Below are 25,818 nucleotides of genomic sequence, written 5' to 3'. Positions count from 1 at the left end.
AGAGTGAGATCAAGCGCACGCCATGCAGTTTATTGATATAGTTCACAATTATAATAAAACCACAATTTAATAGTGGCTTTTAGTGCCAATTTAACGTTTGCATTCTCATCAGATAAAAAAAGCGCGACCTACAAAGAAGCCGCGCCTATGCCTGTCACAGGCGAAATCATCACAATGATTTAATGCAAACCACCTAGACGCTGACGTTCAAACAAGCCACAGCGTGAACATCTGAACCTTGTAATTGTGGCTTTTTCTGCGCACAAATCTCGGTAGCTTGTGGACAACGGGTGCGGAACACACAGCCAGATGGAGGATTGATTGGCGATGGCAAATCACCTTCCAACATTTGTATTGTCTTCTCACGTTCCAATTTTGGATCAGGGATTGGTACGGCCGACATCAAAGCGCGCGTGTAAGGATGCTTAGGATCAGCAAATAGCGCGTCCGATTCACCCAACTCCACTTCATTACCTAAATACATCACCAACACGCGATCAGAGATATGCTTCACCACGGATAAGTCATGGGCAATAAAGACCAGCGACAAGCCAAGCTCTTTTTGCAACTCTTTCAGCAGGTTAACTACCTGAGCTTGGATTGAAACGTCCAGTGCAGATACCGGTTCGTCACAAATGATCATTTTTGGTTTTAAGATCAGTGCTCGTGCGATACCAATACGCTGACATTGACCGCCAGAAAATTCATGCGGATAGCGGTTAATCACGTTCGGTAGTAGGCCAACCTTAGTCATCATCTCTTTTACGCTGTCTTTGACCTGTTGCTTGGACAGCTCTGGGTAGAAGGTTTCTAGTGGCTCAGCAATGATGTCGCCAACGGTCATGCGCGGGTTGAGTGACGCCAGCGGATCTTGGAAGATCATCTGGATTTCTTTGCGCGTTTCACGGCGTTGCACACTGCGCATTTTAGTCAAATCTTGACCTAGCCACACCACTTCGCCTTCCGTCGCTTCAACCAAGCCGATAATGGCGCGAGCAAAGGTGGATTTACCACAGCCGGACTCACCCACAACGCCTAAGGTTTCACCCTCATACAGGCGAACATTGACGCCATCCACCGCTTTCAAGCTGGCCGGTTTAGCCCATGGCCATGCCGATTTAGAGGCAATGCTGAAGTGAACTTTAAGATCTCTAACGTCTAGTAGTAATTTTTTATCTGTGCTCATCGGTTCCAAGCCTCCCAATCAGAAAAACACGCGCGCTGACGATCATCGCCAAATGGCAACAAGATAGGCGCTTCTTTAGAGCAACGCTCGGTAACTCGGTGACAACGCTCTTGATACGGGCAGCCAGTTGGCAAACGTAGTAAGTTTGGCGGGTTACCCGGGATGGTTGGGAGTATTTCACCTTCCGTATCTAAACGCGGGATCGCTCTTAACAGACCTTCCGCATACGGGTGGCTTGGGTTGTAGAAAATATCATCCACCGAGCCATATTCCATGGTACGGCCAGCATACATTACCAGTACTTTGTCACATGAACCGGCAACCACACCCAAGTCGTGCGTGATCATGATAATCGCCGTGTTGAACTCTTGTTTCAGCTCATTAAGCAAATCCATGATTTGCGCTTGAACCGTCACATCCAGTGCGGTGGTTGGTTCATCGGCAATCAGCAACTTAGGGCGACACAGCAGTGCCATTGCAATCATCACACGTTGGCGCATACCGCCTGAAAACTCGTGCGGGTACATGGTGATACGTTTACGCGCTTCAGGGATTTTTACCGCTTCCAGCATGCGTACTGATTCTTCAAACGCTTCTGCTTTCCCCATACCTTTATGCAGCATCAGTACTTCCATAAGCTGGTCACTGACTTTCATGTATGGGTTAAGTGAGGTCATTGGATCTTGGAAAATCATCGCAATTTGCTCAGCACGAACTTTGTTTAGCTCTTTTTCTGGCAAATTAAGAATTTCACGACCTTCAAACTTAGCACTACCGGAAATAATGCCGTTTTTCGCTAGCAGACCCATAATGGCAAACACCGTTTGTGATTTACCAGAGCCTGACTCACCCACAATACCAAGGGTCTCACCTTGATTGAGTGAAAAATTCAAATCGTTAACTGCGGTTACAATACCATCTTGAGTGGTAAACTCGACGCGCAGATCTTTGACATCTAATAAGCTCATCTTCGCTTCCTTATCATCGTTATTATTGATTATCTGTCTTTAGGATCCAGCGCATCGCGCAGGCCATCACCAACGTAGTTGAAGCAGAATAGAGTCACAACCATGAACGAGGCTGGGAACGCCAGCTGCCAGATTGCAATTTCCATCGTTTGCGAGCCTTCTTGTAGCAGCGCGCCCCAACTTGTCATCGGCTCTTGAACACCAAGACCAAGGAATGAAAGGAAAGATTCCGTCAAAATCATACTTGGGATAAGTAAGGTTGAGTAAACCGCTACAATACCCAAAACGTTCGGCACAATATGACGAGTGATGATTTTCCAATTACTGACACCACACACATGCGCCGCTTCGATAAACTCTTTGCTACGTAAACTCAGTGTTTGACCACGTACAATACGCGCCATGTCAAGCCATGCAATCGCACCGATCGCAACGAAAATCAGCACGATATTACGACCAAAGAAAGTAACCAAAACAATCACAAGGAACATGAATGGTACGGCGTACAAAATCTCGAGAATACGCATCATGATGCGGTCCACTTTACCGCCGATAAAACCAGAAGCAGCGCCGTAAAGGGTACCAATCAATACCGCCACAAAAGCGCCCATCACACCGACCATCAAGGAGATGCGACCACCCACTAACGTACGTACGTATAAATCACGGCCTAAACTGTCGGTACCAAACCAGTGTTCAGCATTCGGCCCAACGTGCATCGCATACCAATCAGTATCATCAAAGGCATACGGTGAAAACATTGGCAAAAAGACTACTGCCAATGTCATCAACACTAAAATAAACAAACTCACCATTGCCGCTTTGTTACGCATAAAGCGGATACGAGCGTCTTGCCATAAACTGCGACCTTCAATTTCTAAGTTCTCTGAGAACTTTTCGATCGCTTCAAGGTTTTCTTTTTTCGTCAACATAACCATACATCCCTGCTAGTAGCGAATTTTCGGGTCGATCATTGCTAGTAAAATATCAACGATGGCGTTGAATAAAATAAAGAGGAAACCAATTAAAATGGTGACACCCATTACTAGCGAATAGTCACGGTTGAAGGCAGCATTCACAAACAGCTTACCTATACCTGGCAGACCAAAAATGGTTTCTACCACAACCGAACCGGTGATAATGCCGACAAACGCAGGCCCCATGTATGACACAACAGGTAACAATGCAGGTTTCAGAGCGTGTTTCACCACGATATACGGGTAGCTCAAACCTTTCGCACGTGCGGTACGAATAAAGTTACTGTTTAAGGTTTCAATCATTGAACCACGCGTAATACGAGCGAAGGTTGCAACGTAAAGTAAAGACATGGCGATAACAGGCAGAACGAGATATTCGAAACCACCATCTTGCCACCCACCAGCAGGGAATATTTTCCAATGCAGTGAAAATAGATAGATCAGTGCCGGCGCTAATACAAAGGAGGGCAATACCACCCCAAGCATCGCCGTCGACATAATGGCGTAGTCGACGATGCTATTTTGCCGCAGGGCAGCAAAAGTACCGATCGAGACACCAAGAATAACGGTGAAGATAAAGGCAATCACCCCCACTTTCGCCGAGACAGGCAGTGCATCCGCCATCAACTCGTTAACTGAGTAATCAAGGTATTTAAAAGACGGGCCAAAATCACCTTGGATAACGTTTGTTAGGTAGGTGAAATATTGCTCAGCGACCGGCTTATCTAGGCCGTATTTCGCTTCAATGTTAGCCATGACTTCTGGTGGTAAAGGACGTTCGCTTGAAAATGGGTTACCCGGTGCGAAACGCATGAGAAAGAAAGATACTGTGATCAACACCAACATAGTTGGGATCGCTTCAAATATCCTTTTTGCGATGAATTTAAGCATAAACTCACTCTTTCAGTCTGTGACAGTAAAATGTATGAATGTGTACCTGGCGACAGGCGCAGCTATCCTGCTTAGCCTCTCGATAAACCAAGGTACAATTGGCCACTGCATGCACTTAACGCGTTATGCAGTGGCTCTATTTTTATAGTTCTATCGGGTGAAGAATTACTCGATGATGTACAGATCTTTCGAGTAGATTTTCTCTTCTGGGTTGTTTGCTGGGAAGCCACCAACCTTAGGAGAAAGTAGACGTGATTTCACGTACTGGTAGATAGGAGCGATAGGCATGTCTTTCGCCATCAACTTCTCAGCTTCACTATAAAGGGCTTTACGCTCTTCTTCAGATGTTGAGGTGATCGCGCGTTCCATCAAATCGTCGTACGCTTTGCTATCGTAGTGAATACCACCGGTCGTGTTACCACTCTTCATTAGAGTTAGGAACGAAGACGCTTCGTTGTAGTCACCACACCAGCCAGCACGAGCAATTTCGAAGTTGCCTGAATCTTTAGTTGATAGGTAAGTTTTCCACTCTTGGTTTTCAAGCGTAACATTAAGGCCCAGTGATTTTTTCCACATAGAACCTAATGCGATCGCCACTTTTTTGTGGTTCTCTGACGTGTTGTAAAGCAGAGTGAATTTCAGAGGGTTATCTTTTCCGTAACCCGCTTCTTCCAATAGACGCTTCGCTTCTGCGTTGCGCTCTTGTTGGCTCATCTGACCGTATGCTGGCATTTCAGGATCAAAACCAGCAGTGATTTCAGGTGTTAGGAAATACGCCGGTTTTTGACCTTGTCCCATGATCGCATTCGCAACGATGTTACGGTCGATGGTGTAAGAAACTGCCTGACGAACGCGAACGTCATCAAACGGGGCTTTCTTAGTGTTAAATAGATAGTAGTAAGTACAAAGGTTACCCACGACAGAAACAGACTCTGGGTGCTCTTTGCTTAGGCGTTTGAAATGCTCCAACGGCAGTTCGTTAGTAAAATCAATTTCGCCTGACAAGAAACGGTTCATCTCCGTTACTTGGTTTTCAATTGGCAAGAATGTAACTTGGTTCAGTACGGTCTTATCGTTATCCCAGTATTGTTCGTTACGCTTAAGAACTAGACGCTCATTCACAACCCATTTATCAACGACAAATGCGCCATTACCAACAAAGTTTTCTGGCTTCGTCCATTGATCACCAAACTTTTCAACGGTTGCTTTGTGAACCGGTTTGGTTGTGGTGTGGCCCATCATCATTACGAAGTATGGTACTGGCGAGTCTAACTCAACCACTAAGGTTTGATCATCGAGCGCTTTCACACCTAAGGTGCTCTTATCGGCTTTACCTGCAATAATATCCTTTGCATTCTTCATCTTGGTGTATTCCATATACCAAGAGTAAGGAGATGCGGTCATAGGATCGACAGAACGCTGAAAACTGTAGACAAAATCGTGCGCGGTTACTGGATCACCATTTGACCACTTCGCATCTTTGCGTAGGTGGAAAGTAAAGGTCTTGTTGTCTGCCGTTTCCCAACGATCGGCAACACCAGGAATAATATTACCATTTGCATCTTGACCCACTAGGCCTTCAAGCAAATCAGCGATAACGTGAGACTCTGGTACACCTTGAGATTTATGTGGGTCGATCGTTGCAACTTCAGTCCCGTTACCACGAACCAACTCTTGTACTTGCGCAAGTTTAGTACCAGCAGGAACATCTGCCGCGATTGAAACAGTCGAAGTGGCAGCTACGGCCAGACCAGCGCCTAGAAGAAGGGCTTGGGTGATTTTATTCTTATACATGTGTAAAAACTCCAAGTTTTTTTATTGCATCCATGACTCCTTTGCAAGTCCACCTGAACGATAGTGGTTTAGTTTTAAATAGCTCAATAAACAAGCATAAATAACTAAAACCTTACAAAGGTTGTGGCACACATTAGCAATCCCCAAAGTAATTTTCCATAAAAATGTATTAAAAAATTGAATAATTCCTCACAATTCGTTAATGACCACAACAAACAACCACATTAAACCCAAAAGTAGGCATATAACTCCGACTTACACCGGAGTTACAGCTTGAGGCTCTAAAATCACCTGTTTTGTTGAGATTTTTCGCACAAACCACAACCAAGGTCCAACAGGTATTAACATCAGGCTTACAAGGCATTCATCAATCACCGTCATTTCTTTAAAGTCAGCTAGAATTGGCTGATAAAAACGAAAATAAAACCAAAGTATATAAATCCTATAAATGTATAATTATTTAGATTTAGTCACTAATTACTCACAAACAAAAAAGCCCCTCATATTGAGGGGCTCAATTTTAGATCTCTCATTAACTAGAGCGATCGATTAAGGTTGTTGACGTGTTGGCGCGATAACTACTTCACGTACACACACGCCTTGCGGCTGTGCATAAGCATACTCAACAGCACGGGCAATATCGTCAGCCGCGAGTACACCACCCATCTCTTCTTTCCAGTCACCATAACCATCTTTGATCTGTTGATTACTCGTGTGTGACAGTAGCTCTGTCTCAACCGCTCCTGGAGCGATAGTGGTAACACGTACATCGAAATTAGCCACTTCTTCGCGCACATTTTCAGAGATAGCATGTACTGCAAACTTGGTTCCACAGTAAGCTGCATGATTAGGGAAGGTTTTGCGACCAGCCACAGAGCTAATATTAATAATCGTGCCGCTACGACGTGCTTTCATTGGTGCCAATACCGCTTGCATACCATTCATCAAGCCGATCACGTTCACATCAAACATGCGTTTCCATTCATTAGGATCTTGCACATCTAATTCGCTCAACAGCATCACACCCGCATTATTAACAATACAATCTGCAGGACCAAATTGCGCTTCCGCTTTAGTGATCGCCGCTTCAAATGCAGCTTTATCGAGTACATCGACTTTTTCACACAGAGTATTCGGAAGGTTAAGAGACTCTAAGCGTTCCAAACGACGCGCAATCAACAACAGTGGATGGCCAGCATCGCTCATGCGACGTGCGATTGCTTCACCAATACCAGAACTTGCACCTGTAATAACAACGAGCTTTTTCATGTTGTTCTCCAATGAGTTAAACCATTTTAATAAGAAGTCAGGGCTTATCCCCTGCTGATGGCGCTATATTACGAAAGCCTTTATCGTTGATATATAGCATTTAAGTTCACTCACTGTTGCCACTGTGCAACAATAAGAGAATAACGCTATTAAACGAAAGACTTGCTGAACTGCCTACCGCTGCTATGTGCCCAGTGATAGGCAGCTATTGCTTTGCCATTAAAAGCGTCCGTTACCACTAAATTTAGGCCAATATGATGCTCAATCAAATTAACCTTGCCGATATCCGTTCGTTCGTACTTATTGCGCAGCTTGGCAATTTCACCAAAGCAGCCGATGCCTTGGCTGTTTCGCGCTCACATGTTTCGCGGCAAATTACCGCGCTAGAAAAACAGATGGGAGTAACACTTCTCACACGTACCACGCGGACTTTACGTTTAACACAAGCCGGTGAACGTTTTTATCGTCAATGTGAAACGGCGTTACATCAAATTGATCAAGCCTTAATTGCCGCGATTGACGACACTGAACAAGTGCAAGGCTTATTGCGCGTTAACTGTGTGGGTGGCTATTTAGGAGAAGAAGTGATCGCGGCAGCCATTGCTGATTTTCTCTCGCTCCATCCTCAGGTAACGATAGATTTAGATTTTTCCAGCCATCGGATTGATCTCATTGATGATCAATTTGATATCGCTTTTCGCATGGGCAATTTGGAAGATGCGGGTTTCGTCGCCAAGCATTTAATGGATATCGACATGGTGACACTCGCAAGCCCTGAATACGTCACCAATTACGGTGAACTCACCCATCCTAAACAGCTCCAACAACATCGAACACTTACTGGCTCTGTCACCAAGTGGAGCTTTGTGGACCCTGAATCCACCAATAAATCAGTTGAGATTCACGTTAAAGGAAAGCTGACCTGTAAAAATGGTCGCGCCTTAATTAAGGCGGCCAAAATGGGTAACGGTATTATTCGAGTTCCTAAGGTGTATTGCGAGAAAGAGATTGAAAGTGGCGAACTCATTGAGCTCATGCCAGAGTGGAAAATCGCCTCCGTGCCTTTTTCAGCGATTTTTCATAAAGACCGCTATCAACCTAAACGTTTGCGATCATTCCTCGATTTTATGCGCCACCGATTTCATTAAGAGCAACTTGAAATAAATCTATTCGCTTGCGCAACAAAACAGCAGAACCAGGACGTGTAAGTTAATTCCTACGAACTATAAGTCACTGTTTTTAAAGGTTAAATTTAAGCTTCAATTTTCCTTTGCCCTTGGGGTATTAGCTGATAAAATCGCCGACCGAATTTATCCTGAGTACCCCCCTGAACGTGTTTCGATCTGTCTTAATTTTCTTCACCATTTTATACTCCATCATACTGACTACTCCAAGTTATGCAGACGACGTTAATAGCGATCGTTTGGTAGTTGGCATGCCCGAAGCAAAGTGGGCTCCTTATTGGGGGGGAATCGATAAACCATCAGGGCTATACCATGATTTTCTCATCACTTTAACGGAGGTATTGAATCTCGAGTTGGTCTATCGCGGCTACGATGATTTTGAGCCGCTTTTTAGTGCATTAGATAATCATGAGGTTGATGTCACCATTGGGTTTGCGAGTAGCGAATTACGTCGGAAACACTTCCAATTCTCCGAACCTCTGATCTCCCTCAAGAAAATAATCTGGTTGGCAGATGAAAAACTGCAAGATCAAGACCCAGCTTCGTGGACTTGGGTTTGTGTACGTGGCGGTGAAGATTGTGAAGCATTAGAAAAGTTTGGTGTAACCAAATTCGTTACTTCAAACAAATTAAATGTCGTGGCTCAGATGTTACGCCACAACATGGCCGACGCTACTATTACGACATTGACCGAAGTGAATCAGTACATTCTTGACCCTCGACATTCTAGCGGCCGTATTTTCCTAGATTACAATATGGGCAGTGCTGATATCGGCCTAATGATGGCAAAAGATCGCACAGAATTAAAAAGGACGCTTGATGATGCGATTGAAAATCATCAACTCGCGCTCACTAACATCAAGTTGTCAAACCTCTATGTGCTTAACGAAATAGCCCATTGGCAACTACTACAAAACCAACAAAAAAATTCAACGATTCGCTACACAATTCAAGAGCACAGTTATCCTCTTTCATACCTAGATGAGCAATCAGGTGACATTAGAGGCTATGTGCATGATTTAACCAATCTTTTAGAAAGAAAAACACTCTTTGAGTTTGAATATGTACCGGCTAATGGTCGAAACATAGATGAGATGCTTGAACAAGGTTTGGTCGATGTATTGCCTGGGAAAAATATTTTTAGTGTTGACCTTGAAACACAACTGATGACTGAACAGTACACTGCCGTAGAATACGGCTTAATCAAAGCCAAAAACTCCGGCACCAAAAGAATACTGGCAGTATTAGATCGTACTAATACACTGCAACCGCAAATTGCCGAAATTGAGCGACATGAACCCGTTATCGTTTATTCGAGTGCAGCGGATATGTTGGTTGATTTTAACACCGGTAAAATTACGCATCTTTTGTTAGACCGCGAAATCATAGAAGACTATTTGTACAGCAATGGTACGAGTACAAGTCATCAGTTTGAATCGTTACCAAAACCGAGCTACATGGATTTTGATATTCCATTGGTGATGTCGGTTAGAAAGGACTCCGCGCTACTGCTTAATATGCTATCGCGCATGTTGGTTATTACTGACCAAAGCGAAATTGAAACGCTCAAACAGGGCCATAGTAAGCTATTTGTAAACTATGGATACAGCAAAGATATGGTCAATTACTATGTCGTTTTGGCGTTAGTACTGGTGACTGTCTTTGTCCTCATTGGTATTGCTGTCCTTGGGGTATTGTCAGGCCGCCTTAAACGTACCCAGAAAATTAACCAATTATCACAAAGTGAAATCAGTTGGCTTTCGACGCTACTCGATAATATGCCCAGCATCATTTTCATTACCGATGAGAATGAAGAGATTGTTTTTACTAACTCCGTTTACAGTGACAAAGTAAAAGATTGTCAGATGAACGCCACCAATAGCCCCGTAACACCCTGCGGTTTTACTCGTGATGTACTGAGCACCGAAAGTAACGAAGTTTTGTACTACGACGTGAGCGACGGCTCGTTAAGTGGTCGTTATTTTCATATTCGTCACCAAGCGATTATTCATCCTGAGTTGGGCTCAAACCACCGTATGACGATAGTCGATGATATTACCGTCGAGAAACAGTTCGAAGCTGATCTACAACTCTCAAATCAGCAAGCAATGCAAGCCATCGAAGCAAGAAATCATTTCCTTGCAGTGGTTAGCCACGAACTACGCACACCGATTGCTGCGATGCTCGGATTGATGGAGCTACTGCAATTTAACTTAAAGAAACCACAAGATGCGGAGCTGCTCAAAAACGCCGTTCATTCTGCGCAACGTTTAAAAAGTCAGGTCAACGAGATCCTTGATTTTTCGAAAATCGAAGCTCGACAACTGCAAATCGATGTTCGTAGTCATAACGTTTACCAAGAGCTGTGCCCTTCGCTACGGAGTTTTGAGACCGTCGCAAAAGTGAAAGGCTTAAATTTCGTTTTAGATTGGCACCCATCGGCCATCCATCAAGTTGAAATGGATGCGATGCGCGTCAATCAAGTGCTGGCTAACTTGTTGTCAAATGCTCTCAAGTTTACCAAGTTTGGTTCGATCACTGTCTGCATCAGTAACACTGAAGAACTGATGACGATCAGTATCGCCGATACTGGCTGCGGCATGACCAGCGCACAGCTTGAAACGGTATTTGAACCTTTTGTCCAAGCAGATAAAGATATTTCACGTCGCTATGGTGGTACAGGACTTGGTATGAGTATTACCAAGAACCTGATTGCTCTCATGGGTGGCGAGATAAATATTTACAGTGATTTTGGCATTGGCACTACCGTGATGTGTATGATCCCAATCATCAGTAAGCCAAGCACGATCCATTTGGGTGAAAACTTGCTAGCTGATACAGAGAGAGAAGCACAATGGCTATCAGCCTGGCTAGGCAAACGTGTGAACGCGACTAATGAGCACAAATGTTTGGGTAATATTTATCCTGACCGACTCTTTGAACGCTGGACAGCAATGACACGTCAAGATGATATTGTCGCAACCAAAGCGATCGAAGACGCTCAAGGCTTAATCCTCGTCGCTGATGACGATCTGATCAACCAGATGCTACTGCACAAACAATTGGCGCGGCTTGGGGTTGAGTTCCACATCGTCAGCAATGGCCAAGAAGCTCAGGAATACTTAGAGCAATTTACTGAGCACGTCTCACTAGTATTAACCGATTGTCATATGCCACTGATGAGTGGCTTCGAGCTAGCCAAATCGATTAAAGCGCAGCCTGATAAGTTTGGCTCGCTGCCCATTATTGGATGTACTGCGGAAGATTCTCGAATTATTGCAGAAAAAGCACAGGCTTGCGGTATGAATGATGTACTATATAAGCCATACACGCTCAATGAACTTAGCCAAATATTGACTCAATATATTGTGGCTAAACCGCCTACAGCAGACTCGAGTGAAAATATGAATTGGTTGAATTCTGGCGGCGAAAAAGAACAGATGGAAATGGCTTTGGTGGTTTTTGAAACCTTCCAGAAAGAGATCAAAGCACTAGAAAAAGGAAGCATGGATGACAAAGCGATCATTCATCGAATAAAGGGGTCATCCGCTTTACTTGAGATGAATACGCTTACTGAAGCAGCAAAACAGTACGAAGCAACGGATATTGTAGAAGATAAAGCGGATTTAAAACAAAGCATTATCGAAGAATTACAAGCTATAAATAGCAAAGTAAAATTGTGGCTAGAAACAAGGCAATAACCATGCAAATACTTATAATTGAAGACGACATTATTCAAGCAACTAAGCTTAAGTTGTCACTCATGGCGCTAGGATATCATCACATTGTACTCACTCGTGATGCTCAATCAGCGCTTGAGATCTGTCAGCAACAGAACATCGAATTCATTATTTGTGATATCAACTTGCCAGACATGGATGGTATTCAATTTCTCGCAACGCTCTCTAATCACTCGCTCAATATTGGCATAGCGATCCACAGTGCTATGCGTGAGGATGTGATTGAGTTGACCAGCAACATGTGTATTGCTGCTGGTTTTAAGTTTGTCGATACCATCAATAAGCCCCATTCAGTCTCCGCTTTGCAAGCCATGTTCGAGCGCTACGAAAGCCGTAAGCTACTATCTACTGAAGATGCCAATCATATTTGCTTGAGTGAACAAGAAGTCATTGATGCTTTCGAACAAAATTGGTTCGCTAACTACTATCAACCGCAATTCAGTGTTCATAGCAAACGTATCATCGGTGTAGAGTCACTGATTCGCTGCTTACACCCGCGTTTTGGGGTACTCACCCCTGCCAGTTTCCTAACGACCATTCATAAAATGGGCCTAAGTGACCAATTGTTTTGGCACGTAGCAGAAAAAGCGATCGCTGCTGTGGCACTGCTTCAGCAAGACATCAGCCTATCAATCAATGTTAGCCAATCTAATTTTGAAGATGACATGTGCGACCGCTTACTGGCGTTATGTGAACGATACCAATTCTCGCCAAAACGCCTCGTACTCGAACTAACCGAATACGAAGTGTATGATTACTCACGCAATTCACTGGCCAACTTGGCTCGTTTGCGCATGCATGGCATTTGCTTATCGATCGATGATTTTGGCACTGGCCATGCCTCGCTTAGTCAGTTGGCGTTATTGCCTTTCACCGAACTCAAAATTGATCGTAGCTTTATTAAGGATGTAACGAGTAACTATCGTAATCAACAGTTGACTAGCATGTGTGTGCAATTAGCCAATTCACTTGGCTTACATTGCGTTGTCGAAGGTATTGAAGACGAAGCAACACTGCAATATCTCAACAGTTTAGGGGTCGACAGCTATCAGGGCTTCTTTGCCTGTAAACCACTCCCTATTGCTGCCTTATGGGAGTTTGTCTCGCATTATCAGGACTTTGAACGTGAAGCGGAAGATCTGCAACCATTGCATGATGCCGTGATTCTTAGCCCAAACACCTCATCCTCTCACGCCATTACCAAAGCGATGGGTAAGGATGCGATCTTCGGCCGAATCTTTACTTACAAAGGTATCAATCAATTACTTGAAAATGACGAGATACAAAAAGTCAGCTTATTAGTGATTGATATCGATTTTCTTGATTGTGACGTTAACGAATTACTCGCCAACTTGAACTCCACCAATTTCATTGGTTCTGTATGCTTGTTGGAAGGCAACAACCCCGTTGAAATCACGATCACTAATCACAATTACCATTGCTTTAAAGCTAATAAAAATCCGCGCTACATTCAGACAATCGCATCGATATTAAGCGACCGTGATAAAAGCAGTATTCAGAAAATCTATCAATTACTGTCGACGCAAGAAATCAACGTCGCCAATTTATTGCTAAAAGGCTTTAACAACAAAAAAGTCGCCACCACGCTCGACATCAGCGAGAAGACGGTGAGTACTTATAAAAATAGAATTTTCAAAAAGCTGGAAATTCAATCTATTGTCGAGTTGGCACAGTTTAGATAAGAACCAATGAACCACTTTTCCTCCTTAAAGGTACTGATTGTTGATGATGCCTCAATTGTCGTCGTCACAGTAAAAAGCATGCTACTCAAGCTCGGGTTTCATGACCGCAACATTACTTACTGTTCAAGCGCCAAAGCGAGTATTCAACTCGCTCGCCAAGAGCAATATGATCTGATCTTGTGTGATTACAACTTAGGTCGTGGCATCAACGGCAAACAAGTGTTTGAAGAGATGAAACACTACAATTTACTGCATGAAAAAGCGGTGTTGATCCTAATTACTGGTGAGAGCTCTTCAACTGTCGTCCATTCAATTATCGAATTGAAACCGGATGACTACTTACTCAAGCCGTTTAATATCATGTCGCTTAAAGAGCGTATTCATTCTGCCGTCGCTCGTAAGCATGCCTTATATCAACTCTATACCGCGCAGTTGACCCATCAATATCAAAAAGGCATTGAGCTGTGCGACGAATTATTACCTTTCTACCCTGAATATCACTTTACTATTTGCCGCTTTAAAGGCGATTTTTTAAGCCGTTTGCAGCTACACGAACAATCTAAAGTTCTGTATGAAAACATATTGATCCGTAAAGAATGTGACTGGGCAACGATTGGTTTGGCTAATTCGCTGATGAACTTAGGGGATAAAAAAGCGGCTAACGTAATGATCAATAAGCTATTAGCAACGAAGCCTAATAGCACTTTGGTTCGCACCGCTGCCGCCAGCATCAGCTTAATGAACAGCGAGATACCCACCGCTATTCGCCACTTTGAATTGGCGAGTAAAATGGTGCGAGGCAACTCAGAGCGCGAACTGGTTATTTCCAACCTGTGTATTTCAGTTGGTGACTATCAAAACGCACTGGATCACTATCGTGTCTATATGGAAATCAACAAAGACACCTATCGCAACACTATCTTTGCCAAAATCAACTTGGCTCGCATGATTCTCTACACTTGTTTTAACTGCGAACCAGGGCTTAAAGTCGCCCGACTGAACGAGGCAAAGAGCCTTTATAGCCAAATTATTGGTATGCGAGAGGCGGCGAAACTCGAAGCTGAGTTAGACCTATTGCTCGCGCATATTGCATTGGAAGAAAGCCAGTATGCCTTGGCCGTTAGCAAGCTCAATGAAATTCATCGAGGGGCATCATTTAGCCACTTCTATCCATTGCATCAGTTTGCTTGGATATTAAATCGCATGAATTTTGACAGCGAGTTTGCTCGCCTTATTCCTAAATGTACTGAAGCCATTCATAGCCATCAGCATGAGCATATTTTTTCCAGCCAAGTCACTATGCTAAAACAGATCCAACAAGCAAATATCGAAAAGTTGGAGTGGCTCGAGAGCAAACACAAATACATTCAAGCCAACCGTATGACACTAAGTGAATTAATTAAAATATACATTGAAATTAATCAACGCTGCCCGTTCTTACAATCAGTTTGCATGAGTATTATCAAGCTACTTGCGCGCCGTTGGCCCAAAGATGCTGATATGGAATTTTTACTCAAAGTCGTTCATCAGTGTGACACCGTGATTCGTCAGATGATGGATGAACAAGAGCGTGAAAAAGCCAATTACGAACAGCTCTATCAAAATATTTTGGAAGCAAACTGACACTTTTCGCCCCACTCTCTGTGGGGTGATTTGTATCCCACCTGAATGCTTTTTGAACACCCCACCCAGCATTGTAAAATAATTCCCCACCACCCTCTAAATTTGTCAGTTATTTCCGACAAAACACGCCTACATCGAAATTAATTCATTATCGATACGGCAAATTATATTAATTGGTTAACTGTATTCCACACACTTAATATTCATTAAAATTAGATACTTATTATATTAAATGTCATTGCTGAAAATTGAGCAATACGGACTCAATGATAAGCAATAGAGCCGTCAAACAGCGGATATTTAGCGCTACTTATGTGAGACAAACAACCACCGTTTGCTCTCCAACACTGGCTAATTTCCAACCATCTATCCCACCAACATTTGACCTAAATAAGTATCGCAGCCCTTAAAAAGAGAAACTATAAATAATGAGAAATAAGCTATTTCTAGCGACGATGGTGTCACTTGCACTCGCAGGATGTAATGATGACGAACTAGTGTTAATCGGATCTGATGAGGGAATCGATCCACCAACAGATGTGATTCCACCTACTACGTACTCCGCGATGCTCATTGCATCAAGTAAAACCATTATCGGCGAAGTCGATTGTAATGGTACTCGCATAGAGAATGGGACTTTTGATGTACTACAAGGAACACCTTTTGTTTGTAATTTAGGTCATGTTACTCTTGGGGCGTTCGTTGCACCTACTCCTAAAGAACCAACAAAAAGCATCAATACAGTTCGCCCTAATGCATCATTTGATCTTCTTTCCACAGAACATGGCGAAAATGCAGCTAGGGTTATTCAATCGATAAGTAATTGTAAAGCTGACAATAAAATCTGCTTAAAAGAAATTGATGCACTCGATATCGAAGATATTTACCAAAATCTTGATGATGAAAATGCCGTCACAAGTTTTATCGATGCTAAGCAAGAAGAAGCGACAGATGACGTGGGAAAAGCACCAAGCTCACACGTCGACGATAAAGTTGTCCCAGCCGTTGACCCTGAAGCCGATAGTAATCTCGGCTCTGACTTCGTTTCTGCCAATGCTGAAGCCACTTACGCTTATAAACCAAGTTCTGAAGGTAAGGTTCTTACTCGTAGTACGTTAACCGATGCTAACGGCAATGCCATTTCAGGTATGAGCTTTTTCTCGGCAAACTCGATTGGTACAACAGATGAAAACGGCGAGTTCGAGTACCTATGGGGAGATACCCTAACGTTTGGTATCGATACTTTCGAGTTTGGTAAAGTGACGGGAAATCAAGTTGACTACAAACTAACCGACGTTTCAAATAACCCAATAACAAAAGCAAATATTCAAGCTCTGATTGAACGTTATGCAGAACGTCAAAATAACACATTTATCGTCACCAACGACATTCAGAGTACTTTCGCTCTCTATCCAAACGTAATTAATGAACTGATCAATCTTTCTCTGCCGAACGGTGGCAAGCTTGATGGCTCAGACTTTAGTCTTCCGAATGAATTTGAAGCCCAATTTAGCCAAGGCCTCACCTCGGTGATCGATCAAGAATTACGCCAACCTGCGACTTTTAGCAGCCTAGTACGTCAACCAGCGGTGTTATCTCTGGATAGCGGAAAATACGTCACTGAGTCATTAACGGCAATATTCCGTAACGTAGAAACATTCCACGTATTCAATGATAACGGTAGCTTTTATGGTTCAACTGGCTACACACGCGGTATGCGGGCGCTGAACATATCAAACCGTGCGTTCCCAATCATGATGCCTCGTGCAGATAAAAACCGTGAGATACCTTTCGGTCAGGCACAAGCTTGGACTCGAGAAGGTAAGCCTTACGTAGCTGATTGGCCGGGTATTGATATGCCAGCAATTCCAACTGTTAATGAAGATAATGCCACTTTCGGTTTCCCATTTGTAACCGCAGGGGAAATTGGCGCAGGAAAAGTCGTCTTCATGGGCAACGGGATGTACCCAAGCATTCTTTCATGCCCAGATAATTACTGGAACAACCGCTCTGTCACTATTGATAGCCAAGCTCAAATATGTACGTCATCCAAAATTGAAAACCCTCAGCACGATGACAACGGCAGTATGAAGCTGTTTTTCTCAAACCTATTCCAATGGTTTAACGATAAAGCGCCTACCGCAGGTCTCAAAGTAGCCACCAACATTGATAAAGCCTACTTTGCTCACCATAACTCTCACTCTGGTTTTGAGTATGATTTCTTTGTGAGTCCAGAGTTCGGTTTCGACAAGAATGTTACTCACCTAATGAAAGATGGATTTGATGGCATCAATCCGTCTGACACTCCAATTTTACTACTGCAAGCCTACCCGCCTAAAATCATCGGTGACGGTATGACTCTTAACTTTGTCGCGGATATAGAGAACCCTAACCTAAGTCAAGACGACATCACTGCATTGATAAAATACATCAGCGCAGGTGGTAATGTATTGTTTATGGATGCGATTCAAAGTGCCAATCCAGAACCGATTGGTCGTCTTGCTGATGCAGCTGGCATGTCTGTAGGTGGGCAAAACGTCACACCAACCAATCAAGCGTTTTGTGGCAGTTCCTACTACTGCCAGACTATGTACCCGAACTTACATGTTAGGGGTGGTTCGGATATGGTTGTCCTTGAACGCTTCCAGGATAATCAAGGCGAACAACCTTTTACCGTAAATCAAGACGGTACTGTTGAATGGATTAAAGACGAAACAAAAATTAAATTTGAAATACCACACTATGAGGTCGTAAAACGAGATAGTGAAGGTAACCCTGTCATAGGTGGAGACGGCGCACCTCAAATGGTCACCAAACAAGCTCGCATCTTTGTCAACACCCCAGAAGAGCGTCAAGCGGCTATTGATGAACTAAAAACGGCCTTTGTTGGCACGCCGGTTTGTAACAACGACTATCAGTGGGAGTTTAACTGCATTGAAACTCGTGATGGCCATGGTGAAACCGTTCGTGGTAACTACCATCGTCCTGACTTCGACCGTTATGAAATAAGTCAAACTGTCGTTGATAGTATGGTTAAAGCCGCTAACCTTGGCTCTAATTTCACTGCTCTTTACCATCATGAGCTCTACTACCGCACAAAAGGTACACAAGGCAAACGCCTATCATCAGCAGAACTGAATCAAACGTTTGATAATCTTTCAATTTGGATGTGGAATGACAACCCATATAGATTCGAAACCAATATCCAAGACGAGCTTGGCTTCAAACAAGCAGTACAATTTCTAAACTGTTACACCGACGGTCAACACCAACAAGATACCGAAGAAGCTCTCTGCCCCGTGGACTTAAAGGCATCGCTCATTAGCAACGGGATGATTCATGGGGAAGGTGAACTTAGCGGCCAAATGAACCCGAGTTACCCACTTAACTATATGGAAAAACCATTGACTCGCATCATGCTGGGGCGTTCATTCTGGGATCACGAAATCACTGTAGATACCACCATGTACCCTGGTCGAACACCAGGTAATGGCGAATCAGTTTCGGCTACAATTCAAACCAACGGCCAAGCGGTAAGTTACTCAGCTGGTAACAATCAATCTACCGGTCTTTGGGCCCCTCAACTACAAGAGGTTTCAGTAAGTAAAGGCGTAAAAGCAACAATCACCGTGATGTTTGCTGATGATCTGACCGGAAAACCTAACCACGAAACCAGTTTGAAACGCCCACCGCGTATGCAAACAAGCTACCAATACGACGGTGCAAGCCTAACATTTAAAGTCCCTTACGGCGGTTTAATTTATATTACACCAAAAGAGAAAGGACTTGGTGAGGTGAGCTTTGATCTTTCCGGTGTTGAATATGCCGCTTGGTGGAAGGAAGGACGTTGGATTAATCACCCTAACGATTCAAGCGCACCGATTGCCGAAATTGATACTGGATCATTTATCTACACCACCCCAGTCAATAATATTCAATCAATTGACCTTGTGAAGTTTGCCGCAGACATGAATCGTTTCGCTGACGCTGCCAGTGATTTTTACGGCCGCGATGAAGTCACGGAAGATGGCCAACATCGTCGTTTCACATACTCAGCGCTAAAAGAGTTCCGCCATCGCTTCGTCAATGACGTACAAATCTCGGTTGGTGCTGCTCACTCTGGCTACCCTGTCATGAACTCAAGCTTCAATGCCGACCGCACTAGCGTTCCAACAAACGCGTTAAATGATTGGCTATTATGGCATGAAGTTGGCCACAACCTTGCCTCTGCACCATTCTCTGCGGAAGGCAGTACAGAAGTAACGAATAACTTATTAGCGCTATACATGCAGGAACTGGAAGGACGCAATGACAATCCAGAAATGGACCGTATTAAGATTGATATCCAAAAAGCGCCAATTTGGTTAACTTCAAATAACCAGCATGCTTGGTCACATGGTGATGCAGGTATGCGCCTAGTCATGTTTGGCCAACTAAAAATCTGGGCTAAAGCGCATTTTACTATCGATCGTTGGTATACAGATACAGTAAAACCATCCATCTATGGTGCAGACGAAGGCTGGAACATGTTCAAGCTTATGCACCGTAAAGCTCGTGGTGACAAACAAGGCGACCAAAGCACTAACTACTGTAGTTCAAACGAAACAGGTTTAACTGGTGGAGACTTGCTTATGGTGTGTAGCTCTTACGTATCAGGCTACGACCTAAGTGATTTCTTTACCACTTGGAATGTCGGAGAAACCTCCATGACAAATCCTGACAACACCAAAGTATATAACGGTGGTATCAGTAACCAAGGCTTAAACAAAATGGCAGCGCTAGTCAGTGAGTTAAACCTCGGAAAACCTTACAATAGCCCGCTCAAGGTGAACTCAATCTACTACACCAATGAGTAGCTCAGTGACCCACTAATGATAGCTTGTAGGTAAACAAAAGGCCGATAGATAATTCTATCGGCCTTTTTATATCAATGCTATTGGCGGAGTTTCTTTGGTTATTCACTTAGCCTAGTTAAAAATCCCACTAAACCATGACGTTTCGACAACCTCTACCTCTTCGTCAAACACGTAGCGGCTTTCTTCTATCATCGCTTTTGGTACAGCAACTCGGGTTAACGGATTATCCTTAAATGCAGAAGGATAGATCTCGGTCACCGACTTTGGAATGGTCACAGTGGTGAGCTTGTTTTTATAGAAAGCATACCGACCTATCGTTTCCAGCTTGTCATTCAACATCACGGTTTCTAACTCGTTTTCAGCAAAGACTTCATCTTGGATATAAATAAGCTCATCAGGTAACTCTACGTTAACCAGTTTATTTTGATAAAAAGCGCGAAAACCAATCACTTTCACAGAATCAGGAATCACAACACTCGTGAGATCATTTTCAGAAAAAGTATAATTATGAATATGTGATATCGAGTTAGAGATAGTCACACTGGTGAGCTTATTTTTAGCAAACGCTCGGGTCAGTATCGTCTTAACCGAGTTAGGGATGACCACATGGCTCAGCTTATTTCTCTGAAATGCGTAGTTATCTATCAATTCTACGGAGTCAGGAATAATGACTTCCGTGAGTTCATTGTCAGCCAACATTCCGTGGCTGATCGCACGTAGTGAGTTTGAGAGTTTGATGCTCTTGAGATCATTTTGAATAAAAGCCCCGTCCCCGACAAAAGTGACTGAATCGGGGATATCCAGATGAATAAGATTATTGTTTTGAAACGCTTGATGCCTTATTGATGTTAGAGAATCCGGCAGGATAATATTGGTCAAGTAGTTATTGGCAAAAGCCTCATCATCGATTTTCTTGATCGTCTCAGGCAAAACAACCTTGGTGAGCCCTTGATTTCTGAACGCCCTTTTGCCAATGATCGCCACTGGGACACCGTCCAAATGAGTCGGAATGATGATATCCCGATACTGAGCTAGATACGCCCTTATCGTACCTTTCGACCTATCAAACTTAACATCGTCTATCGTCAGTACCTGTGCTTGCACACTGCCAGTGGCAAACGCGACCATGACTATCAAGAAGCTCCACAAAGAATGAGGCTTTTTCATCTGTTATCCTTAACTCAATCAAATCGAAAGCAAAATTTGCGGCAGTATAGCACTGGCAAGAAAAACTGCGGCCTATCCGCTTGAGTTAATTGAATATATAAGGAATCAGTCGCAAACTGTTGTGGTGAATAACAATAATGGCTAATTGCAAGGTGATAGATTCATGATTAAAAATCATAAATGTCAGATAGCAAAAAGCCGCTCATAGAGAGCGGCTTTTCTAAATTGGGTGGAGACCCAGCCACATCCCGGCACACAAGTCACTCGCTGCGGCTGCTTCCTTCCGGACCTGACCGAGTTCACGAGTTATTGTTGCGGGAGGACCAGGCCTCCATTGAGCATCTCTGTTGTTCCAGAGAGTGCGAGAATTATCAGGCATAGCCGTTAGCTTTGCAACCCTATCTTATTAGAAAACTTCCAATTTCGAGCCAAGTGAACACAGAACAACCAACAACCACCAAAAACGTCGCTTTTACCATCACTTATTATGGTTGAATCATATTGAGTTCTTGTTCTATCTGCTGTTTGGCCACGTTAATCTCACGTTCCGTCACTTTACGCTTATGCGAATACATTGAAAGATCGGCTTGATGCATCACATCTTCTAACGTCATTGCCTCCCGTCTTGGCTTGGAGACCCCAAAAGCAACCGAGACATCTAAAGTGATACGATGATCTTGTGAGGTGAATTGCAGCTTCTGTAAATTCAATAACGCATAACTGAGCGTAACACTGTCGACGGAGCCGATCAGAATAAACTCGTCACCACCAATGCGGTAGCTCTGGCCTTTCCAATAGCGCGATATTTGCTTGGCGATGTGCTTTAACACTTGGTCGCCGATTTCATGGCCAAACGTATCGTTAATCGGTTTGAAGTTATTAACATCTAGGTAGACCAAGGTTAAATGCGGACTGATATCTTTGCTATAGCGACGCTGCAATGCACGGCGATTCTTTAATCTCGTCAAGTTATCTGTATTGGATTGATGGTGCAGATACAAACTGACGAGAATCGAACCAATCAGTCCCAATGCGACCACGGCAATACTTCGACGAGCTAAGCGCTGTTCACTCTGTAAGGCGGCTTTCCAATCAGGTTGAACGTAGTGCGTATTGGTGATTTTTTCCAAATCGAGCATTTTAATCGCGCGATCAAACAGTGGTACGAGAGCTTTACCACGCGCATTCTTGGTAAAGCCAATGGCCACATTAGAAGTATAAAATTCACCAATCAATTTATCTTCAGCCAACGGCAACAAGGTTTTCGATTCACGCAGTATCTTGTTATAGCTTGAGCGAGTGATAATTACATAATCAATTTCTTTTGCCAGTAGCGCAGCAATTTGCTGTTCAGCATTACGGTAGGTAATCAGTGTTTTCTGGGGTAGCAGACTTTCTAATAACTCTTGATAAAAGTCATCTTTTACCACGCCAATACGTTCAACAATTAATTCCGACACATTGCTGTAGACGTTATTTTTATAACCTTCACGCTTGATCATGATTGCCGTGGATTGATAATACGGCACACTGAAATAGGCGAATTGCTTCCGCGGTTCAGATTTCGCAAATGGCGAAATTAGATCAATTTCTTGTGCAAGAAAATCAGCATACATATCTTCCCATGTTTCATCACCACGACTGACCAATTTACAATTAAGCATCAAAATATCACATGCAGAAAAAAGCACATCAGGAGTAATACCAGTGACCTGACCATCGTTATGGTAAGTGGCATATTGACCCGCGTGTTCAATTTTAACTTTTATCGGGCGGTTACGATCAATCCCGCTCTCTAACACCAAATCACGCAACGATTTTTGGCGAATATCAAACTGGTATTGATTCACTGTTTCACGCAATAGCTTTTGCACTGGCGCACTGTGTAAATGCTGCTCGAAGGATTTGAGCTGCGATTGAAACTTGTCTTTGGTACCGATCAAGGATACGGGCTTAATGGATATTTGATGATTAAGGAGTTGTGCATCCAATCCAGCCAACAACATCGGCTTAAGCTGGTTAATGGCATCGACAACACCATCAACCTGACCACTATCAAGGAGATGGCGCGCTTGTTGATGACCGCTATATTCTATTTGAGTTAACGAAGGAAAATACTTCTTGATCAGCTCACCATAAATAGTCCCTTTGGGGATCCCAACTCGCTCAATTGTTTCTAATGTGGCATTGGTATAGCTGTAGAGGTAGGTATATTCGATATTGGTCGGGCTAGAATAATCAAATCGTTCCGCACGCTGCGGTGTATAGGTAACGTTGGCAGCAAAATCACTCTCGCCACTTTCAACTGCCGTGAGAATATCATTAAAGCTTGGGTAGTAGACGTAGGCAATATCTACCTCAAAGCGCTGAGATACGGCATCAAATAAAACGCGAGTGACTACATCATCCGCTTCTATTGCGACTCGATATTGCTCATTCGCATACGCTGACACGCTCAAACAGCAAGTCGCAAATACAGAAACAATCGCGAGAATAAATCCTCGAAGTAATCCTAACCTAACCATAAATTTTTGCTTTTGGTTACCCTGTTGGTATGGTCTTACACTTCTTATTTAAGCCGTCGCCAAAACAGCATAAAGTAAATGCAACATTCCATTGAGCATTAATCAAACAATTCTGTCATATTCTTGTCACCATTCCAATTATTGACAGCAATACGATTCATATTTCTTCGTTATATTCGACGCTCTGCAAGATATAGTCAGTAATCCATGCCGTACCAAGTAAACACAACCAAACCACAAAAACAGGATTGGGGACTTCCACATGAGGACTAATCACCAAGGCAGCAAAGGCGACCGTAGGCAGAGTCCAACACAACAATTTACCCCAACGAAAATCTTTTAGTTTGGATAAATTTTCTAACGCACCCACAATACCAATCACCGCCAATGCAAACAGTACCGCGTAAGCCATTTGGGTAATCCATAATGGTAAGAGCAACAATAATGCCCACCAGCGATGTTGTTTGATTGGCTTCCAATGACTCATTGACCACCAAATCATCACTACCGCGACCGTTTGAATAGCAGTCAACGCAGCATCGCCTTCAAGCTTGCCTGCATTTTGCGTAACCATAATGCCTACTTGTAAGGTGATTACGATCAAGGCAGCAACAAACACGACCCAAAAGTGACTTCGTCGTGAAAACGCGACCATCATGAGTGGAAATAATATCCACACACTGACCGATAAGGTGATGGGTTGATGAGGCAGCGTTAATCCGTACGCCAATACGCTGACGAGAAAAACCGCTGAGGCAAAACCTCGTTGAGGAATAAACCAGAGAACTGGCGCAACCATGGCTATTAGCGGTATATCACCCTCGCTAAAACCAATCACCCGCGCACAGATGACCGCCAATAAAGTCGCAATAAAAAATTGTAAGGTAGAAAATAGCATTCCTGCTCCTTATTCCATCCTGGAATCGACGAGTTAGGATATGATGACCATAAATCACAATTATCGCTGCTGAAAGTCATCCTGCTAACAGCAACTATCGAAAACTAAATTATCAATAAATGAGTATGGACCAGTTTTTAGTGCAAATCTTTGCTGTAATTCACCAAATTCCGCATGGAAAAGTCACAAGTTATGGTGAGATCGCAAAATTAGCCGGTTATCCCGGTTATGCCCGTCACGTTGGAAAAGCGCTTGGCAATTTACCTGAAGGTTCAAAATTACCTTGGCACCGAGTTGTGAACAGCCAAGGGCAAATCTCTCTCAAAGGAGAGGATTTACAAAGACAACGCCGTCAGTTACTGGCGGAAGGAATAGAAGTGAGTGATGGCGGGCGAATTAGCCTCAAGAAACACAAATGGCAGCCCTAGAGCTGCCATTAACTTATCCTAATTATTCTTAGGCTATTTGATTAGCGCGTACCAACCAACATTAGGTTTAGTTGCTGAGTTTGATTCTCGTCGGTAATTACCGCATTCATCGTATCCGTGATGAAACGTAGCTCACCCGCAACTTCAATGCGTGCGCTTACACTGTAACGGTGGCCAGGTTTGATATCGTTTGGATTGTAGCTTAACTCAAACGCAACAGGCACTTGTGCGCCGTTGGTTTCGATCACTTGCTCAGAAATCAGCTTAGCAGGCGCATCCATTAGCGACACATCTTGCAGACGAACCGTTACCACTGCGTTATCAGGCAGCATAATACGTTCGCGGTAAGCGACATTACCGGTAATGGTTTGCTGTGCTTGTACTTGTTCCTGCTGTGCTGCAGGCTCATTTTGACAACCCATTAAAACAGCCCCAAATAAAACCGACGTTGCTAACATCAGTGTCTTTTTCATAACGCCTCACAATGAGAATAGTATAATTAACTTGCTGAATTATAGTCGTAGTTTTGCATACTGTCATGAGAGGGAATTCACTCTTGACCAATTTCTGACGCAACGCCGTTATAATGAGCTTTTACTCTATACTGGT

Annotated in this window: 16 protein-coding genes and 1 other RNA gene; 6 read left to right on the top strand and 11 right to left on the bottom strand. The window is 43.5% G+C overall.

Annotation, left to right across the window (positions count from 1 at the left end; all coding sequences use genetic code 11):
- Positions 1 to 193: 193 nt before the first annotated feature.
- The 6 genes from oppF to RJD38_RS12245 all read right to left on the bottom strand — a co-directional run bounded on the left by oppF (position 194) and on the right by RJD38_RS12245 (position 7,085).
- A complete protein-coding gene (oppF, locus tag RJD38_RS12270) occupies positions 194 to 1,186 on the bottom strand; it encodes a murein tripeptide/oligopeptide ABC transporter ATP binding protein OppF (RefSeq protein WP_005596060.1) in 993 nt (330 codons plus the stop codon).
- On the bottom strand, positions 1,183 to 2,154 hold the full coding sequence (locus RJD38_RS12265; RefSeq protein WP_005596059.1) for an ABC transporter ATP-binding protein: 972 nt from the start codon (positions 2,152 to 2,154) through the stop codon (positions 1,183 to 1,185). The genes oppF and RJD38_RS12265 overlap by 4 nt, the downstream gene beginning before the upstream one ends.
- Before the next feature lie 29 nt (positions 2,155 to 2,183).
- On the bottom strand, positions 2,184 to 3,086 hold the full coding sequence (gene oppC / locus RJD38_RS12260; protein WP_005596058.1) for an oligopeptide ABC transporter permease OppC: 903 nt from the start codon (positions 3,084 to 3,086) through the stop codon (positions 2,184 to 2,186).
- Between the two features lie 15 nt (positions 3,087 to 3,101).
- On the bottom strand, positions 3,102 to 4,022 hold the full coding sequence (oppB, locus tag RJD38_RS12255) for an oligopeptide ABC transporter permease OppB (RefSeq protein ID WP_005596057.1): 921 nt from the start codon (positions 4,020 to 4,022) through the stop codon (positions 3,102 to 3,104).
- A gap of 165 nt (positions 4,023 to 4,187) precedes the next feature.
- On the bottom strand, positions 4,188 to 5,816 hold the full coding sequence (locus tag RJD38_RS12250; protein ID WP_065545456.1) for an ABC transporter substrate-binding protein: 1,629 nt from the start codon (positions 5,814 to 5,816) through the stop codon (positions 4,188 to 4,190).
- 549 nt (positions 5,817 to 6,365) lie between these two features.
- On the bottom strand, positions 6,366 to 7,085 hold the full coding sequence (locus tag RJD38_RS12245; RefSeq protein WP_005596055.1) for an SDR family oxidoreductase: 720 nt from the start codon (positions 7,083 to 7,085) through the stop codon (positions 6,366 to 6,368).
- A gap of 257 nt (positions 7,086 to 7,342) precedes the next feature.
- On the opposite strand from RJD38_RS12245, the gene RJD38_RS12240 reads away from it, so the two are divergent.
- The 5 genes from RJD38_RS12240 to RJD38_RS12220 all read left to right on the top strand — a co-directional run bounded on the left by RJD38_RS12240 (position 7,343) and on the right by RJD38_RS12220 (position 20,191).
- Positions 7,343 to 8,233 carry a LysR family transcriptional regulator gene (locus RJD38_RS12240; protein WP_065545979.1) on the top strand — a complete coding sequence of 297 codons (891 nt, stop codon included), beginning with the start codon at positions 7,343 to 7,345 and terminating at the stop codon, positions 8,231 to 8,233.
- Positions 8,234 to 8,520: 287 nt separating this feature from the next.
- Positions 8,521 to 11,970, top strand: a complete 3,450-nt coding sequence (locus RJD38_RS12235) for an ATP-binding protein (RefSeq protein WP_065545457.1) — start codon at positions 8,521 to 8,523, stop codon at positions 11,968 to 11,970.
- A gap of 2 nt (positions 11,971 to 11,972) precedes the next feature.
- Positions 11,973 to 13,712, top strand: a complete 1,740-nt coding sequence (locus RJD38_RS12230) for an EAL domain-containing protein (RefSeq protein WP_065545458.1) — start codon at positions 11,973 to 11,975, stop codon at positions 13,710 to 13,712.
- A gap of 6 nt (positions 13,713 to 13,718) precedes the next feature.
- Entirely contained in the window at positions 13,719 to 15,335 is a 1,617-nt protein-coding gene (locus RJD38_RS12225; RefSeq protein WP_367971331.1) for a response regulator, read from the top strand.
- 428 nt (positions 15,336 to 15,763) lie between these two features.
- Positions 15,764 to 20,191: an SslE/AcfD family lipoprotein zinc metalloprotease gene (locus tag RJD38_RS12220; RefSeq protein WP_065545460.1), complete on the top strand. Its 4,428-nt coding sequence runs from the start codon at positions 15,764 to 15,766 to the stop codon at positions 20,189 to 20,191.
- A gap of 111 nt (positions 20,192 to 20,302) precedes the next feature.
- On the opposite strand, the gene RJD38_RS12215 is transcribed toward RJD38_RS12220, so the two are convergent.
- The 4 genes from RJD38_RS12215 to RJD38_RS12200 all read right to left on the bottom strand — a co-directional run bounded on the left by RJD38_RS12215 (position 20,303) and on the right by RJD38_RS12200 (position 24,781).
- Positions 20,303 to 21,358 (bottom strand): leucine-rich repeat domain-containing protein, encoded by a 1,056-nt coding sequence (locus tag RJD38_RS12215; RefSeq protein WP_065545461.1) that lies wholly within the window; start codon positions 21,356 to 21,358, stop codon positions 20,303 to 20,305.
- 232 nt (positions 21,359 to 21,590) lie between these two features.
- Positions 21,591 to 21,687: signal recognition particle sRNA small type (ffs, locus tag RJD38_RS12210), an RNA gene on the bottom strand.
- A 156-nt stretch (positions 21,688 to 21,843) separates the two neighbouring features.
- Complete coding sequence (locus RJD38_RS12205) at positions 21,844 to 23,883, bottom strand: GGDEF domain-containing protein (RefSeq protein ID WP_406852543.1); 2,040 nt, start codon at positions 23,881 to 23,883, stop codon at positions 21,844 to 21,846.
- Positions 23,884 to 24,040: 157 nt separating this feature from the next.
- Positions 24,041 to 24,781, bottom strand: a complete 741-nt coding sequence (locus RJD38_RS12200; protein WP_065430128.1) for a hypothetical protein — start codon at positions 24,779 to 24,781, stop codon at positions 24,041 to 24,043.
- A 125-nt stretch (positions 24,782 to 24,906) separates the two neighbouring features.
- Here RJD38_RS12200 and RJD38_RS12195 point away from each other — a divergent pair, with 125 nt between their 5' ends.
- Entirely contained in the window at positions 24,907 to 25,209 is a 303-nt protein-coding gene (locus RJD38_RS12195; RefSeq protein ID WP_065545463.1) for a DNA base-flipping protein, read from the top strand.
- A gap of 41 nt (positions 25,210 to 25,250) precedes the next feature.
- On the opposite strand, the gene RJD38_RS12190 is transcribed toward RJD38_RS12195, so the two are convergent.
- Positions 25,251 to 25,682, bottom strand: a complete 432-nt coding sequence (locus RJD38_RS12190) for a YbaY family lipoprotein (protein ID WP_065545464.1) — start codon at positions 25,680 to 25,682, stop codon at positions 25,251 to 25,253.
- Between the last annotated feature and the right edge of the window lie 136 nt (positions 25,683 to 25,818).

Source organism: Vibrio scophthalmi (assembly GCF_040869025.1).
In the GTDB taxonomy this organism is placed as follows: domain Bacteria; phylum Pseudomonadota; class Gammaproteobacteria; order Enterobacterales; family Vibrionaceae; genus Vibrio; species Vibrio scophthalmi.
This window is presented reverse-complemented; position numbering and strand designations above follow the sequence as displayed.

What these genes read in the sequence shown, in the direction of transcription:
- oppB (WP_005596057.1), bottom strand. Translation starts at nt 4,022, where the DNA reads ATGCTTAAATTCATCGCAAAAAGGATATTTGAAGCGATCCCAACTATG.
- RJD38_RS12205 (WP_406852543.1), bottom strand. Translation starts at nt 23,883, where the DNA reads ATGGTTAGGTTAGGATTACTTCGAGGATTTATTCTCGCGATTGTTTCT.
- RJD38_RS12200 (WP_065430128.1), bottom strand. Translation starts at nt 24,781, where the DNA reads ATGCTATTTTCTACCTTACAATTTTTTATTGCGACTTTATTGGCGGTC.
- RJD38_RS12195 (WP_065545463.1), top strand. Translation starts at nt 24,907, where the DNA reads ATGGACCAGTTTTTAGTGCAAATCTTTGCTGTAATTCACCAAATTCCG.
- oppC (WP_005596058.1), bottom strand. Translation starts at nt 3,086, where the DNA reads ATGTTGACGAAAAAAGAAAACCTTGAAGCGATCGAAAAGTTCTCAGAG.
- oppF (WP_005596060.1), bottom strand. Translation starts at nt 1,186, where the DNA reads ATGAGCACAGATAAAAAATTACTACTAGACGTTAGAGATCTTAAAGTT.
- RJD38_RS12230 (WP_065545458.1), top strand. Translation starts at nt 11,973, where the DNA reads ATGCAAATACTTATAATTGAAGACGACATTATTCAAGCAACTAAGCTT.
- RJD38_RS12265 (WP_005596059.1), bottom strand. Translation starts at nt 2,154, where the DNA reads ATGAGCTTATTAGATGTCAAAGATCTGCGCGTCGAGTTTACCACTCAA.
- RJD38_RS12235 (WP_065545457.1), top strand. Translation starts at nt 8,521, where the DNA reads ATGCCCGAAGCAAAGTGGGCTCCTTATTGGGGGGGAATCGATAAACCA.
- RJD38_RS12220 (WP_065545460.1), top strand. Translation starts at nt 15,764, where the DNA reads ATGAGAAATAAGCTATTTCTAGCGACGATGGTGTCACTTGCACTCGCA.
- RJD38_RS12240 (WP_065545979.1), top strand. Translation starts at nt 7,343, where the DNA reads ATGCTCAATCAAATTAACCTTGCCGATATCCGTTCGTTCGTACTTATT.
- RJD38_RS12250 (WP_065545456.1), bottom strand. Translation starts at nt 5,816, where the DNA reads ATGTATAAGAATAAAATCACCCAAGCCCTTCTTCTAGGCGCTGGTCTG.
- RJD38_RS12245 (WP_005596055.1), bottom strand. Translation starts at nt 7,085, where the DNA reads ATGAAAAAGCTCGTTGTTATTACAGGTGCAAGTTCTGGTATTGGTGAA.
- RJD38_RS12215 (WP_065545461.1), bottom strand. Translation starts at nt 21,358, where the DNA reads ATGAAAAAGCCTCATTCTTTGTGGAGCTTCTTGATAGTCATGGTCGCG.
- RJD38_RS12190 (WP_065545464.1), bottom strand. Translation starts at nt 25,682, where the DNA reads ATGAAAAAGACACTGATGTTAGCAACGTCGGTTTTATTTGGGGCTGTT.
- RJD38_RS12225 (WP_367971331.1), top strand. Translation starts at nt 13,719, where the DNA reads ATGAACCACTTTTCCTCCTTAAAGGTACTGATTGTTGATGATGCCTCA.